At 66.6% G+C, this 12,987-nt stretch carries 13 protein-coding genes; 1 reads left to right on the forward strand and 12 read right to left on the reverse strand.

What is annotated here, in order from left to right; translation table 11 throughout:
• Positions 1-32 precede the first annotated feature (32 nt).
• Genes ACLEJU_RS18860 through ACLEJU_RS18915 form a run of 12 tightly spaced genes read right to left on the reverse strand, consistent with a single transcriptional unit; the run spans position 33 to position 10,662 of the window.
• Positions 33-692: a hypothetical protein gene (locus tag ACLEJU_RS18860; RefSeq protein WP_435424491.1), complete on the reverse strand. Its 660-nt coding sequence runs from the start codon at positions 690-692 to the stop codon at positions 33-35.
• Complete coding sequence (gspM, locus tag ACLEJU_RS18865) at positions 689-1,075, reverse strand: type II secretion system protein GspM (protein ID WP_435424490.1); 387 nt, start codon at positions 1,073-1,075, stop codon at positions 689-691. The genes ACLEJU_RS18860 and gspM overlap by 4 nt, the downstream gene beginning before the upstream one ends.
• Positions 1,072-2,148, reverse strand: coding sequence for a GspL/Epsl periplasmic domain-containing protein (locus ACLEJU_RS18870; RefSeq protein WP_435424489.1), 1,077 nt, complete (start codon positions 2,146-2,148; stop codon positions 1,072-1,074). Before ACLEJU_RS18870 ends, gspM begins: the two co-directional genes overlap by 4 nt.
• A complete protein-coding gene (locus tag ACLEJU_RS18875; protein WP_435424488.1) occupies positions 2,145-2,735 on the reverse strand; it encodes a prepilin-type N-terminal cleavage/methylation domain-containing protein in 591 nt (196 codons plus the stop codon). Before ACLEJU_RS18875 ends, ACLEJU_RS18870 begins: the two co-directional genes overlap by 4 nt.
• On the reverse strand, positions 2,732-3,100 hold the full coding sequence (locus ACLEJU_RS18880) for a type II secretion system protein GspI (RefSeq protein WP_435424487.1): 369 nt from the start codon (positions 3,098-3,100) through the stop codon (positions 2,732-2,734). The genes ACLEJU_RS18875 and ACLEJU_RS18880 overlap by 4 nt, the downstream gene beginning before the upstream one ends.
• Positions 3,097-3,534, reverse strand: a complete 438-nt coding sequence (gspH, locus tag ACLEJU_RS18885; RefSeq protein ID WP_435424486.1) for a type II secretion system minor pseudopilin GspH — start codon at positions 3,532-3,534, stop codon at positions 3,097-3,099. Before gspH ends, ACLEJU_RS18880 begins: the two co-directional genes overlap by 4 nt.
• Before the next feature lie 3 nt (positions 3,535-3,537).
• The gene (gene gspG / locus ACLEJU_RS18890) at positions 3,538-3,972 is read right to left on the reverse strand and encodes a type II secretion system major pseudopilin GspG (RefSeq protein ID WP_435424485.1); all 435 of its coding nucleotides are present in this window, start codon (positions 3,970-3,972) and stop codon (positions 3,538-3,540) included.
• 17 nt (positions 3,973-3,989) lie between these two features.
• Positions 3,990-5,192, reverse strand: a complete 1,203-nt coding sequence (gene gspF / locus ACLEJU_RS18895) for a type II secretion system inner membrane protein GspF (protein WP_435424484.1) — start codon at positions 5,190-5,192, stop codon at positions 3,990-3,992.
• Between the two features lie 3 nt (positions 5,193-5,195).
• On the reverse strand, positions 5,196-6,644 hold the full coding sequence (locus tag ACLEJU_RS18900; RefSeq protein WP_435424493.1) for a GspE/PulE family protein: 1,449 nt from the start codon (positions 6,642-6,644) through the stop codon (positions 5,196-5,198).
• A complete protein-coding gene (gene gspD, locus ACLEJU_RS18905) occupies positions 6,644-8,578 on the reverse strand; it encodes a type II secretion system secretin GspD (protein WP_435424492.1) in 1,935 nt (644 codons plus the stop codon). The genes ACLEJU_RS18900 and gspD overlap by 1 nt, the downstream gene beginning before the upstream one ends.
• Positions 8,579-8,599: 21 nt before the next feature.
• A complete protein-coding gene (locus tag ACLEJU_RS18910; protein ID WP_435424483.1) occupies positions 8,600-9,025 on the reverse strand; it encodes a pilus assembly protein PilZ in 426 nt (141 codons plus the stop codon).
• Entirely contained in the window at positions 9,022-10,662 is a 1,641-nt protein-coding gene (locus ACLEJU_RS18915) for a lipoprotein UxpA (RefSeq protein ID WP_435424482.1), read from the reverse strand. The genes ACLEJU_RS18910 and ACLEJU_RS18915 overlap by 4 nt, the downstream gene beginning before the upstream one ends.
• A 224-nt stretch (positions 10,663-10,886) precedes the next feature.
• Between ACLEJU_RS18915 and ACLEJU_RS18920 the strand changes: the two genes are divergently transcribed.
• Positions 10,887-12,962 carry a PhoX family protein gene (locus ACLEJU_RS18920; RefSeq protein WP_435424481.1) on the forward strand — a complete coding sequence of 692 codons (2,076 nt, stop codon included), beginning with the start codon at positions 10,887-10,889 and terminating at the stop codon, positions 12,960-12,962.
• The last annotated feature ends 25 nt before the right edge of the window (positions 12,963-12,987 follow it).

Consider the following 12,987-nt stretch of genomic DNA (forward strand, 5'->3'; position numbering starts at 1 on the left):
CGCACATGGCAGCCCAGCCCCAATCCCCCACCCTACCAGCGCACCTCCCGCTGCCCCGCCAGCGCCTGCGAACCCAGCCATTGTGCGCTCCGCAGCAACGGCGTCAGCGCAGCCTCATTCTGCAGATTGAACGTGACCTGCGCCTCGCGCGCCAGAAGGTCCGCTTCAAGCCTCAGCTCATGTTGCCCCTGCTGCGCCAATTTCCCGCGCAAGCGCCAGCCTGCACGGCAATCCATCTCTACCCAGCCCTGCCCCAACCCCAGCGACCAAGGCTCGCTCAAGGCCAGGTCGGTCACACTCACCCGTCCCTCGCTGCTTCGACACTGACGCCCCGAACCCTGCATGCGTAACGCCCCTTGCCACTGCCCGGCCAGGCGGTAATCCGTCAGTACCGTCGCCTGGGCACCCAACGCCGTCGCTTCCAGTTGCCAGCGCCATGGCCAACCTTCGGCGCGCAATTGCCAGGACTGCCCCTGGAAACCGAGCTGCGCATCGGCCTGCATGGGCCAAGGCTGCAAAGCCCAACTTACTGGCCCGACCGGCCCCAGTTGCCGTGCCTGGCCTTGCCACAGGCTGCCGCTGACATCATGTGCCGGCAGACCAACGCCACGCGCCACCCAGTCAGCCGGCAACTCCACCAGCAAGGTGAGTACGAACACCAACACACACCACAGCGGTCCGCTAGGGCTCATGGTTGCATCACCAGTTCGAAACGCAACCCCTTGGCATCCTGCTCCAGCCCCCATTGCAACGGCTGCCCCCCTTCCGCGCGCAGGCTCTGCAACCAGCCGTGCAATACGCGCTCATCCGCTACCAGCCCCCGCAACTGCCAGCTTTTGCCTTGCACATCGACATCGCCCAGTTCGATTTGTCGCGACTGGGCCAACTGGCGCAGGCGTTCCAGGCTCACGCCCGGGCCGCCTTGCAATCTTGCGGCCTGCACTGCCAGTTCACGCCACTGGCTGAGTTCACGCCATTGCGTCAGGCCTTCGCGCGCGGCCAGGAAAGCCAGCAGCAAGCCGATCAGCCCCCACGCGAACCACAGCCGATGACGCTGCATCCAGTCCCGATTCATGAGGCCGCTCCCAGGTCGAACACCACCTGCCCGTTCTGTACCTGCACGGCAGCGCCGACCGCACTGGCCATCTCGGCCCACGGCGGCGCGGCACCATTGCCGTCCAGGCGCAGGTGCCAGCGCTGACCATCGAAACGCACGGCCTGCAGCCGCCAGGCGGGATGCTCGCGCAACCAAGCTTGCAAACGGGCCTGCAGGTCTTCGAGCTGACGCTCGCGCAATTGCTGTTCAAGTTCGCTTTCCCGCAGACGCTTCAAGGCCTGCGCCGCGTGCCGGGGGCTGGCCTGTTCGCCGGTGACCGCCAACACCTGCGCACGCCAGGTTTGTACCTGGCGCCATTGCTGGGTCAGCCACAAGCCGCCCCATAGGGTGGCCAAGACCAGGCAAGCTGCAAGCAGACGCTGCTGTTGCCGCGACACAGCTGGCAACGAGCGCGCCCGACGTGGCCGCTCAAGCAGGCTAGGCAGGTTGTCGAGCGGTGCCAACGCGATTGGCCAGGTGCCGGTCATCAATTGCTGATGCAGGGCCGACCACGGTTGCTGCGGCAACTCGCCCAACGCAGCGGGCCAGGCCAACCAGTGTTCAAGCCCGCCTTCGCCCAGCCCTTTGAATAGCACCACCTCCGGCGTGCGCTGCCACTGCCAGGCACTGCCCGGCTCGGGCGTCGGCAGCAACTGGAACTCGGTCCAGCAGCACTCTAACTGCAGCCCCCATTCGGCACATTGCTCGCGCCACGGCTCAAGCAGCTGGCGCGACACCGTCATAAGGCGCAATTGACCCGCCTGACGCGACAGGCAGGCACACAGGATTTCATCCGGGTTCTGCAGCAAGCAGTCTTCCAGCAACAGCGGCCACTCGTCGCGCTTCAGGCCCGGCGGCGCCGCCAGCTGAAACTGGCTACAGCATCCCCCGGGGACGATCAACGCTACCCGTGCCTGCACGTTCGCCGGAGGCTCTCCCTGACCTTGGCGTTGGGCGCCACCCGCCTCGACCAGCAACCAGTCCCAGACCTCGCCCGGGCGCAGCAACAACCAGGGTCGTGCTGGCGCAGTTCGGCGCCATTCAAACTTCATGAGCGCCCCCAATGGAGAACAAAGGTGCAGACATAAGGTGCTCCATCACGCTGCAATTCCAGGCGCACGCCACGGCCGGGGTGCGCAGGTTGGTCGGAGGGCCAGGGCAACCAGCGGCCACCCTGGTGGTAAAGAATGTTGATTGCGCTGACCCGCGGCAGCTGTTCGCGCAGCACCCAGCGCGGCTCGCTGGCGGCGTACAGGTCCGCCGAAGACTCCAGCAGCAGGCGCTGGTCACGCGTATCGAATCGCAGACGCTGGCGTTGCAGGCGCGAGCCGCCTTCGGCCTCGGGCAAGGCGGCGGCGGCCACCCACAGCAACTGCTGGCGGTCGGCCTGCCAGTCGAGCCAGCGGCTGGCCAGAGGCAGCCGCTGTTCGTACAGACGGCGCAGCACCGGGCTGTCGAAGCGCCGCTCCAGGGCCAGGCAGAACTCCAGCACGCTGGTTTCCTGCGTGTTCACCTGCAGCCGCTCACGCACCTTGAACCAGCCATTGACCAGCGCCGACAGCATGACCCCGAGCAGTGCAGTCAGGGCTATGGCGACCATCAGCTCGATCAGGGTCAAACCCGCCTGGCGCCGTTTCATGGCTGTTCCAGAAAAAGTGTGTACTGCCCGAGCGGCAGGCGTTGGTCGCGGTCGGCGTACAACTGCAATTCGCCACGACGCAGATCGCGCACACCGGTACGGCGCAACTGCATCTGCCAGTGACAGGTCCGACCGCCTTGGCTGAGCACACCATCAACCTGATTGCTGGTCGGCCAGTACTGCTCGACGGTGAAGCGCGCCTGAAGTTCGCGGGCGCAGAGCACGCCGAGGCGGTGCTGCTGTACGTTATCCTGCACCGCCAGGCGCTGGCGCAGCACCTGGCTGGTGATGGCCGCCAGCACCGCGGCTATCGCCAGGGCCACGGTCACTTCCAGCAAGGTGAACCCGCGCTGCCTGCGCTTCATGGCGCCATCGCCACGTGTAACTTGCCGTCACGGCCCCACTCCCAGCGCTGGCTGCCCTCTGCCCAGCGCCAGTGCACCACGCCTGGTTGCGCCCAGCCCTGCGGCGTGAACAGCACACGGGGCTGGGCACTGGCCGACCAGTCCGGGCGCAGGCCCTTTGGCCAGTCGACCGAGGCGCCAGCCTCGACCACCCAGCCATCGCCATCTCGGCGCACGAACTCAGGCCGCTGGCCGGTCCAGCGCAATCCGCGCAGCTGCCCGGCGTGCCGGGCCAGCGCGGCCTGGGTGCGGGTTTCCGTGGCCAGGCGCTGCAGTGCCTGATCGACACTGGACTTGCCGCTGTCGAGCCAGGCCACTGCCAGGCCGGTCATGAGCCCGGCGACGGCCAGTACCACGAGCAGTTCGAGCAGGCTGAAGCCGCGCTGGCCACGCATGGTCTAAAGGGCCCAGTTGCCCAGGTCGGCATCCTGGCCTTCGCCACCGGGCACGCCATCAGCACCCAGCGAAAACACATCGACCCGCCCATGCTCACCGGGCATGCGGTACTGGTACGGGGTGCCCCATGGGTCTTCCGGCAGGCGGCGCACATAGCCGTCGCTGCGCCAACTGCGTGGCAGCGGGTCCTGGGTCGGCTTTTTCACCAGTGCAGCCAGGCCCTGCTCGTTGCTGGGAAAACGCAGGTTGTCCAGACGGTACATGTCCAGCGCCTGCTCCAGGGTCGCCAGGTCGGCCATGACTTTCTGCTTCATGGCCTTGTCCTGGTTGCCCAGCACGCTGGGCGCGACCACGGCGATCAGCAGGCCAATGATGAAGATCACCACCATGATTTCCATCAGGGTGAAGCCGCGCTGGCGGTTGCGTCGATGCTGCATGTACGTACTCCTTGTCATCACAGTTGCAGGCCCTGGTTGAGTTGCATGATCGGTAACAGCACCGCCAGCACGATGAACAGCACCACGGCGCCCATCACCAGGATCATCAGGGGTTCGAAAAGCGCCATGGCGGTGTCCACCTGGCGGGCGAAGCCGCGCTCCTGGTCGTCGGCCACGCGTTCGAGCATGTCGGCCAGGGTGCCGCTGGCCTCGCCGCTGCCGACCATGTTCACCAGCAACGGCGGGAACTGCTGGCTGGCATCCAGGGCTCGGTGCAGGGCGGTGCCGCCCTGCACCTGCTGGCGCACCTGCTCCATGGCCAGGCGGATGCGCTGGTTGCCGACCGTTTCGGTGGCCACCTGCAGGGCTTCGAGCAGGGCCACGCCACTGCTGGTGAGGATTGCCAGGCTGCGCGCCAGGCGGGCGCTTTCCAGTACCTGCAGCAGCACGCCGATACGCGGCAGGCGCAGCAGCAGTTCATCGCGGCGCAGGCACCAGTGCGGCTTGCGCAGCAGCCAACTGCCCAAGATGCCGACGACCAGCGCCAACCCCAGCAGCCAGGGGCCGGCCTGCACCAGGCCCTGGCTCACGCCGATCAGCAGCGAGGTAATCAGCGGCAGGCTCTGCCCTGCGTGGGCGAATTGTTCGGTGAGCTTGGGCACGACGAAGGTCATCAGGCCGACCACCACTGCCAGCGACACGCCCATCAGCACGCAGGGGTAGATCAGCGCCGTGCGCGCCTTGTGCTGCTGGCGCTGAACCTGCTCGAGGTGATCGGCCAGGCGGGTCAGCACCTGGGCCAGGCGGCCGGAACGCTCGCCAGCCTCGACCAGTGCGCAGTACAAACCGGTGAAGGGCGCCCCTTGGCGGGCGAGGCTGCGGGCCAGCCCAAGGCCCTCGGCAAGCGAGCCGCGCAGGGCTACCAGCACGCCATGCAGGGCCGGTTCGCGCAGTTGCCTTTCGAGGGTGGCCAGGGCATCCACCAACGGAATGCCGGCACCGGTCAAGGTCGCCAGCTGGCGGGTCAGCTCGCACAGCTGGGCACGGCTCAGGCGCTGACGGCGCGGCTGGCGGCTGCCGGTCTCGCGGCGCTGCAGCTGGCGCGGGAACAGGCCCTGCTCGCGCAGCAACTGGCGCGCATGGCGTTCACTGTCGGCCTGCAGGCTGGCCTTGTGAGTCTTGCCGGCAAGGTCGACGGCCTGGTAGTGGAAGGTCGGCATCGGTCAGCCCTGCACCACGCGCAGCACTTCGGCGAGGCTGGTTTCGCCGCGGGCCAGGCAATCGCTGGCCATCGCCACCAGGCTCTGCCTGCGCTCGGCCAGATAGCCGTGCATGGCCAGTTCGCTGGCGCCGTCGTACAGCAGGCCGACCAAGCCGGCGTCCAGTTCGATGAATTCGTAGAGCCCCAGCCGCCCGACATAGCCACTGCCCTGGCACTGCTCGCAACCGACCGCGTGATAGCTGCTGTGGAGCGCCGCCAGCTCTGGCCACAAGGCACGCTCTGCCGGCTGCAACGGCTGTGCGACCGCGCACCGGCACAGCCGCCTGACCAGGCGCTGGGCCAGCACCCCGCGCAGGCACGAGGCGATCAGGAACGGTTCGATACCCATGTCGCGCAAGCGCGTGACGGCGCCCACCGCGCTGTTGGTGTGCAGCGTCGACAGCACCAGGTGGCCGGTGAGGCTGGCTTGCACGGCAATCTGCGCGGTCTCCTGATCGCGGATTTCACCGAGCATGATCACGTCCGGGTCCTGGCGCAGGATCGCCCGCAGGCCGCTGGCGAAGGTCAGCCCGGCACGGGGGTTGATGGCGGTCTGGCCGATGCCGGCGATGGCGTATTCGACCGGGTCTTCGACGGTGAGAATGTTGCGGCTGCCATCGTTCAGGCTGTTGAGGCTGGCGTACAGCGTGGTGGTCTTGCCCGAACCGGTCGGGCCGGTGGACAGGACGATGCCGTTGGGCCGCGCCAGGCAGCTGCGCAGGCCCTGCAGCACCGCAGCGGGCATGCCCAGGTTGGCCAGTGCCAGCAGGCTGGCCTGTTTGTCGAGCACCCGCATCACCACGCGCTCGCCGTGAATGCCGGGCAACGTCGACACCCGCACATCCACTTCCCTGCCAGCCGCGCGCAAGGTAATGCGGCCATCCTGGGGCTGGCGCTTTTCGGCGATGTCCAGCCGCGCCATGACCTTGATCCGCGACACCAGCATCGCCGACAGCGCCCGTGGCGGGCGCAGCACCTCGCGCAGGTAGCCATCGACGCGCAGACGTACCACCAGGCTCTGCTCGAAGGTTTCGATATGGATATCCGATGCACGCAGCCGCAGCGCCTGGCCGAACAGCCCGTTGATCAGGCGGATCACCGGGGCTTCGTCGTCGCTTTCGAGCAGGTCCTCTATGCGCGGCATCTCGCTCATCAGGCTGTCCAGGTCGACCTGTTCGCCGATGCCTTCGATCAGCGCTTCGGTCGCGCCTGCACCCGCCTCATAGAGCTGGCCAAGGCGCTCATCGAACGCCGCAGGCTCCAGGTATTCCAGCGCCATGGGACGCCCATGCACGCGCAGCAATTCCTGCAGCTGGTCGCTGTCGGCGTCGCGACGCAACCACAGGCGCCAGCCTTCATCGGCCGGGGCCATGGCCAGCCCGGCCTGGCGGGCCAGGCGATAGGGCAGCATCACCAGTTGCCGCCTTCGAGGCGTGCGCGGCTGGCGGGGAACACCTGCAGCAACGGGGTGCCTTCGGCCAGGTCGGGCAACTGCAGCGGCGTGGTCTGCTGCAGGGTGCGGTACTTGCCCTCGCTGAGGCGCGCCAGGCTCGGGCCGTCGCGCAAGATGCGCGGGCGAATGAACACCATCAGGTTCTGCTTGGTGTTCTTGCTGGCGTCGGAACGGAACAGCCGGCCCAGGTAGGGGATGTCACCGAGCAACGGCACGCGCTGGTCGCTGGTGCTGAGCTCGTCGCTGATCAGGCCGCCGAGGATGACCAAGCCATTGTCCTCGACCATGACCTTGGTCTTGATCTCGCGCTTGTTGGTGATCACGTCACTGGCGGCGCGGGAGTCGGCAATCGACGAAACCTCCTGGACGATGTCCAGGCGTACGCTGTTGTCGACATTGATCTGCGGCTTGATACGCAGCTTTACGCCGACTTCCTTGCGCTCGATGGTCTGGTAGGGGTTGGCATTGTTCTGGGTCACCGAGCCGGTAACGAATGGCACTTCCTGGCCAACCAGGATCGACGCCTCGGCGTTGTCCAGGGTCAGCAGGGTTGGCGTCGACAGCAGGTTGAAGCCGCTCTTGCCCTTGAGTGCGTTGATCAGCATGGCGAAGTTGAAACCGCCGCCAATATGGCCAAAGCCGGCCGTTGCACCGCTGGTGGACGACAGCAGGTCGCCCAGTCCCTCGTTGTCGCCACTGGCAGCAGCGCCGGCAATGTTGGCGATGTTCACCCCGTTGCTGCCAAAGTTGACGATACCGGCACCGAACTTCTCATCGGCGAACAGCCATTGCACGCCCAGTTCCTGGGCCTGGATGTCGGACACCTCGGCGATGATCGCCTCCACCACCACCTGGGCACGGCGGATGTCGAGCTGTTCGACAATCGAGCGGTAGGCCGCCAGTTCGCTGTCGGGGCCGACCATGACCACGGCATTGGTGCCCTCTTCGTATTCCAGGCGGATGCCGGAGTCGCTGGCAGCCGCCATCACCGGCCGGTCCTTGCCCTCCCCTTCGCCAGCCGCTTCGCCAGGCACCGCGCCTTCCTGGCTGAGGCCGCGCAGCACCTTGACCACTTCGGCGGCATTGGCGTGGCGCAGGTACATGACCTGGGTGTTGCTGCTGTGCTGGTTGTCGCTGGGGCTGTCGAGCTGGCCGAGCAACGCCCGCACCCGCTCGGTGCTGCCCCGTACCAGCAAGGCATTGCTGCGCGGGTCGGCGACCACCTGGGTGCTGTCGGCGCCCTGCTCGCGAGCCAGCAAGCGGGTGAGCAGCTGTGCGGTGTCGGCTGCGCTGGCATGGCGCAACGGCATGACCTGCAGCGGCTCGTCGCTCACCTGGTCAAGCTGGCGCAGCAGGCTGTCGATGCGTTCGAGATTGCTGCGCCAGTCGGTGACCACCAACAGGTTGGCTGCCGGATAGGGCGTGATCACACCGACGCGGGGGTCGATCAGCGGCTTGAGGATGCCGAGCATCTGCTCGCTGGCGGCATTGCGCACATTGAATACCCGGGTCGCCACACCATCGCTGCCCTGGCTCTGTTTACCCGCAGGCTCGACCGGCACCGGCTCCAGGCGCGCGGCCTGGTCGGGGACGATCTTCACGCTGCCGTTGGGCAGGTCCACGGCGGCATAGCCTTGGGCACGCAGCTGGGCGAGAAAGATGTCGTAGATGGCATCGGCGTCGTGACGGTCGACGGTGCGCACGGTGACCTTGCCCTTGACCCGCGGGTCTACGATGAAGGTGGTGCCGGTGATGCGCGACACGCTGTCGATGAACTCGCCCAGTTCGGTGTCGACGAAGTTCACCTCATACACCGGCGTGCCGTTGTCATCGAAAGTTTCCGGCGCTTCTGCCCAAGCAATTGACAGGCCCAGGCTCAAGGCTGCAGCCACGCAGTATCTGGGGAACATCATTCATCCTTGCCGCTTGAAGCCGGTCACGGCAGGGCGTGGCGGCCAGGGCAGGCGTTCGCGCCGCCCCTGGTTGTCGAAAATCAGGCCATCGGCGTCGATGTCCTGCAATACGATGCCTGGCGCCAGGCGTTGACCGCGGCCGAGGGTGCGGACCTGCTGGCCGTAGCGCAGCACCACCACGCTGGCCGACAACGGCTGGGCCTTGAGGCCGCCGAGGTACTGCAACGGCAGGCGGGTGATGGCGATCGCGCCGTCATCGACCGTGGGCTGCCAGTGACCGATGAGCAGGCCAGGCAGTGGCAGAGCGGCGACCTGCGCCGGTCTGGCCGGTTGCGGCTGACGCCCCAGTTGCAGCACGCACTGGGCGGCCAGCCAGCCGGCCAGCGTCAGCAGGCCGCCGGTCATCACACGTGAAGCCAGGCTCACGAGACGGCCTGCCGCGGGTGCCAGCCTGGGTGGCCCTGCACGTAGCGCACCTCGGGCAGTTGCAGCGATGCCAATTGCCAATCGGCCTTCTGCCTCGCCAGCCAGGCCTCGACCCGCTGCCACAGCGGTTCGCCCGCCTGGGTTTCGAACTGCAGGCCAAAGGTGCGACACAGGCCCTGAATCGCGTCGATACCGCTCACGCGCTTGCCTTGCGGGCTGTAACTGACCCGCCAGGCCTGGCCCTGCCAGCGCGGCAGGTCCTGGCTGTTGTCGAGCAGCAGTGGGTCACCGAACAGTTGCTCGGCAGCGTTCTCCAGCACTTGTTCGACTTGCCGGGCCGGGGCCTCGACCACCGGTGCCGGGTAGCCACCGGTCAGGCTGATCAGGTGCTCACGGGTAATTGCTTCGCCTGCCGCCAAGGGGTAGTCATAGCGCAGGCCCGGCAGCAGCACCGGCATGCTGCTGTCATCGGCCAAGGCCTGGTGCAGCAGGCGGTCCCAGCTGCCGCCACGGGTGTCCCGGCGCCACAGCGCCTGCGGTGCGCGCGCCAGCGGCTGATCGAGCCACGCCGCATGGCCGGCGCGTTGCTGGCGCAGTTCACCCTGCAACTGGCTGGCGCGCATCTGTGCAGCAGCCGACAGGTAGCGTTCAAAGGCCGGGAAAAACTGCCCGTCGAACTGCCATCGCCCGGCGGCCTGCTGGCAACGCAGGCGGAATGCACCACTGCCGCGGCAGCCGGCAAACAGCACCGGCACCCGACGGCCACTGGCCTGGGTGGCTTGCACCGGTGCCGGCCACAGGTCCTGGCCGCGGGCACAGAGCAATACGTCGACTTCAGCCAGTCGCTCGGCCAGCCACAGGCCCGGCCCGGTGCCGACATCGGCCATCGCCACGACCAGGTCGGCCTCGCGCCGCGCCTGCTCGAAAGTCGGCAGCAAGGATTGGTACCACTGTTTAAGGGAGGCCTTCTGATCTTGGGCGTAGGGGTCGGTGACACCCACCACGGCGATGCGCGCACCGCCGCGCTCGAAGAGATGCAGCGGCTCAAGGTTCAGCGACTTGCGCTGAGGGTCCGCGAGCCCGGCGCCGAGGGTGATGGCGGAAGACTGGCGGTAGAGCGCCGCGCTGCGCTGGGGCCAGAGCACACGCTCATCGCTACTGACCCGCGCTTCGCTACCCAGCAACTGGCTGCCCTGCACGCCGCTTTCGCCTTGGGTGAGATAGGCCAGGCCACTGCCGTTCCAGCCCTGACCGTTCTCCAGGGTGAGGCTGTTGCCCGCCCCGGCTTCGCTACGCAGCTGCTCCAGCAGCGCACCCAGCACGGCGTAGCCACCCAACTTGACCCCCGCCGCCTGGTTGGCATCGAGCAACGGTGCCAGCTGCGGATGCGCCAGGCTGGCACTGGCTCCGGTCATCCACGGTGCCCGGCCCAGGTGGCTGACCGGGCCCAGGCGGGTGGCCGGCACTACCGGCAGACCGGGCTGACGCGCATCCAGCGTGTCGGCGACGTACAGCAGATCGACACCGGCGCTGCCGCCACGTTGGCCCGGCAATGCAGAGCAGGCGCCAAGCAGCGGTGCCAGCGCACCGACACCCATCCAGCTGATCAATTCGCGCCTGTTCACACTGCTTGCCATCGGGCCCGCCATCCTTATCCGAGTTCTCGTTGGGCCCCGGATGTTGCGGCGTAGGCATGACAGTTTAATGGCAAAAATCCGACAATCATTCCAAATCGATCTGTCGGTGTTTGTAATAAGAATTTACAGTTTTAAAAACCCGTTAATATTTTTGCCAATGAATCATCACAGTAGCGCCCTAAAGTCGCGGTTTCCTCTAACTCAGCCACTATAAGGACACCCTGATGAGTCGAGATACCGGCGATAACCTGGACCGCAACCAGAGCGGCAACCTGCCGATGGCCAGCGTCATGGACGCTTACCTGAGCCGTCGCAGCGTGATGCGCGGCAGCCTGGGCGCCGCCATCGCCATGATTGCCGGTACCGGCCTGACCGGCTGCTTCGACAGCAGTGGTGGTTCCGATGACGATCCGGTCACCCAGCCGCCCGTGACCGAGCCACCGGTGACCGAACCTGAAGAGCCAAAACTGGCCTTGGGCTTCCAGTCCATCCCTGGCTCGCGTACCGACGCCTGTGTCGTCGCCGCCGGTTACAGCGCCTATGTCCTGGCCCCTTGGGGCACGCCGCTGAACAGCAACGGCAACCCGTGGAAACCGGACGGCAGCAACACCTCGACCGACCAGGCCAATGCCATGGGCATGCACCACGACGGCATGCACTTCTTCCCCATCAACGGCAGCTCCGAAGACGGCCTGCTGGCGATCAACTTCGAGTACATCGACACCGCAGCCCTGCACCCCAACGGCCCGACCACCGACACCAGCGGCAAGCGTCCGGCCGAAGAAGTGCGCAAAGAGATCAACGCCCACGGTGCTGGCGTGGTGCGCCTGCAGAAGGTCAACGGCCGCTGGCAGGTAATCGACAACGACCCACTCAACCGCCGCTTCACCACCGCTTCGCGCATGGAAATCACCGGGCCGCTGCGTGGCACCAACCACGTCAAGACCAAGTATTCGGTCGACGGCACCCACTGCCGCGGCACCAACAACAACTGCGGCAATGGCTACACCCCGTGGGGCACCTACCTGACCTGCGAAGAGAACTGGCCAGGCATCTTCGTCAACAAAGGCACCCGCCCGGAAGACCAGCGTCGCATCGGCGTGGGCACCTCCAGTGGCCAGTACAAGTGGGAAAGCGCTGCCGGTGACAGCAGTGAAGTGGCCGATGAATTCGCCCGTTTCGACGTGACCGTCAAAGGTGCCGCCGCCACCGACGACTACCGCAACGAAGCCAGCACCTATGGCTACATCGTCGAGATCGACCCGTACATCAGCAGCACCCTGGCCACCAAGCGCACGGCCCTGGGCCGCTTCCGCCACGAAGGCTGCTGCCCGGGGCTGCCGGTGGTCGGCAAGCCGCTGGTCTGGTACATGGGCGACGACTCCAACAACGAATACCTGTACAAGTGGGTGTCCACTGCCGTGTGGGACGCCGCCGACGCCAACCCGGCCGACCGCCTGGCCACCGGCGCCAAGTACCTGGACCAGGGCAAGCTGTACGTCGCCCGCTTCAATGCCGACGGCACTGGCGTGTGGCTGCTGCTCGACGTGAACACCGCCACCGCCGCCGGCAGCACCCTCGGTGCGCTGTACGGTGACCTGGCGGGCATCATCCTCAACACCCGGGGGGCCGGCGATGCCGTGGGCGCCACGCCGATGGACCGCCCCGAGTGGACTGCCGTCAACCCGCTCAATGGCGACGTCTACCTGACCCTGACCAACAACAGCGCGCGTACCCCGGAAAAAGTCGATGCAGCCAACCCGCGCGGCCCGAACCGTCACGGCCACATCATCCGTTGGCACGACAGCGACGACCAGCTGAGCTTCACCTGGGACATCTTCGTGTTTGGCGCCAACGCCGCTGGTACCGCCGACATCAACCGCTCGGGCCTGACCGAACTCAACCAGTTCGCCAGCCCCGACGGCATGAGCTTCGATAGCCGTGGCGTGCTGTGGTTCGAGACCGACAACGGCGAAACCACGCTCACCGACTACACCAACGACCAGCTGCTGGCGGTGATCCCCACCGACCTGGTCGATGCCAGCGGCAAGCAGGTGCCGATCAATGCCCAGAACCAGTCGGCCCTGCGCCGCTTCTTCGTCGGGCCGAACGGTTGCGAGGTGACGGGCATCAGCTTCACGCCGGACAACAAGACCTTGTTCATCAATATCCAGCACCCGGACAACTGGCCGTATACCGACAAGGCGACCGATGCGACCCCGGCCGGGGCCAAGGTAAGGCCGCGGGCTACGACGGTGGTGATTCAGCGGGATGATGGTGGGGAGATCGGCACTGTCTGATCCCGTTCCGGGCAGTCAGCATTGT

Source organism: Pseudomonas sp. SMN11, assembly GCF_052041945.1.
GTDB lineage: Bacteria > Pseudomonadota > Gammaproteobacteria > Pseudomonadales > Pseudomonadaceae > Aquipseudomonas.

Bases quoted from the DNA above. Each gene is read 5' to 3' on its own strand.
- ACLEJU_RS18860 (WP_435424491.1), bottom strand. From the start codon at position 692: ATGAGCCCTAGCGGACCGCTGTGGTGTGTGTTGGTGTTCGTACTCACC.
- gspM (WP_435424490.1), bottom strand. From the start codon at position 1,075: ATGAATCGGGACTGGATGCAGCGTCATCGGCTGTGGTTCGCGTGGGGG.
- ACLEJU_RS18870 (WP_435424489.1), bottom strand. From the start codon at position 2,148: ATGAAGTTTGAATGGCGCCGAACTGCGCCAGCACGACCCTGGTTGTTG.
- ACLEJU_RS18875 (WP_435424488.1), bottom strand. From the start codon at position 2,735: ATGAAACGGCGCCAGGCGGGTTTGACCCTGATCGAGCTGATGGTCGCC.
- ACLEJU_RS18880 (WP_435424487.1), bottom strand. From the start codon at position 3,100: ATGAAGCGCAGGCAGCGCGGGTTCACCTTGCTGGAAGTGACCGTGGCC.
- gspH (WP_435424486.1), bottom strand. From the start codon at position 3,534: ATGCGTGGCCAGCGCGGCTTCAGCCTGCTCGAACTGCTCGTGGTACTG.
- gspG (WP_435424485.1), bottom strand. From the start codon at position 3,972: ATGCAGCATCGACGCAACCGCCAGCGCGGCTTCACCCTGATGGAAATC.
- gspF (WP_435424484.1), bottom strand. From the start codon at position 5,192: ATGCCGACCTTCCACTACCAGGCCGTCGACCTTGCCGGCAAGACTCAC.
- ACLEJU_RS18900 (WP_435424493.1), bottom strand. From the start codon at position 6,644: ATGCTGCCCTATCGCCTGGCCCGCCAGGCCGGGCTGGCCATGGCCCCG.
- ACLEJU_RS18915 (WP_435424482.1), bottom strand. From the start codon at position 10,662: ATGGCAAGCAGTGTGAACAGGCGCGAATTGATCAGCTGGATGGGTGTC.
- ACLEJU_RS18920 (WP_435424481.1), top strand. From the start codon at position 10,887: ATGAGTCGAGATACCGGCGATAACCTGGACCGCAACCAGAGCGGCAAC.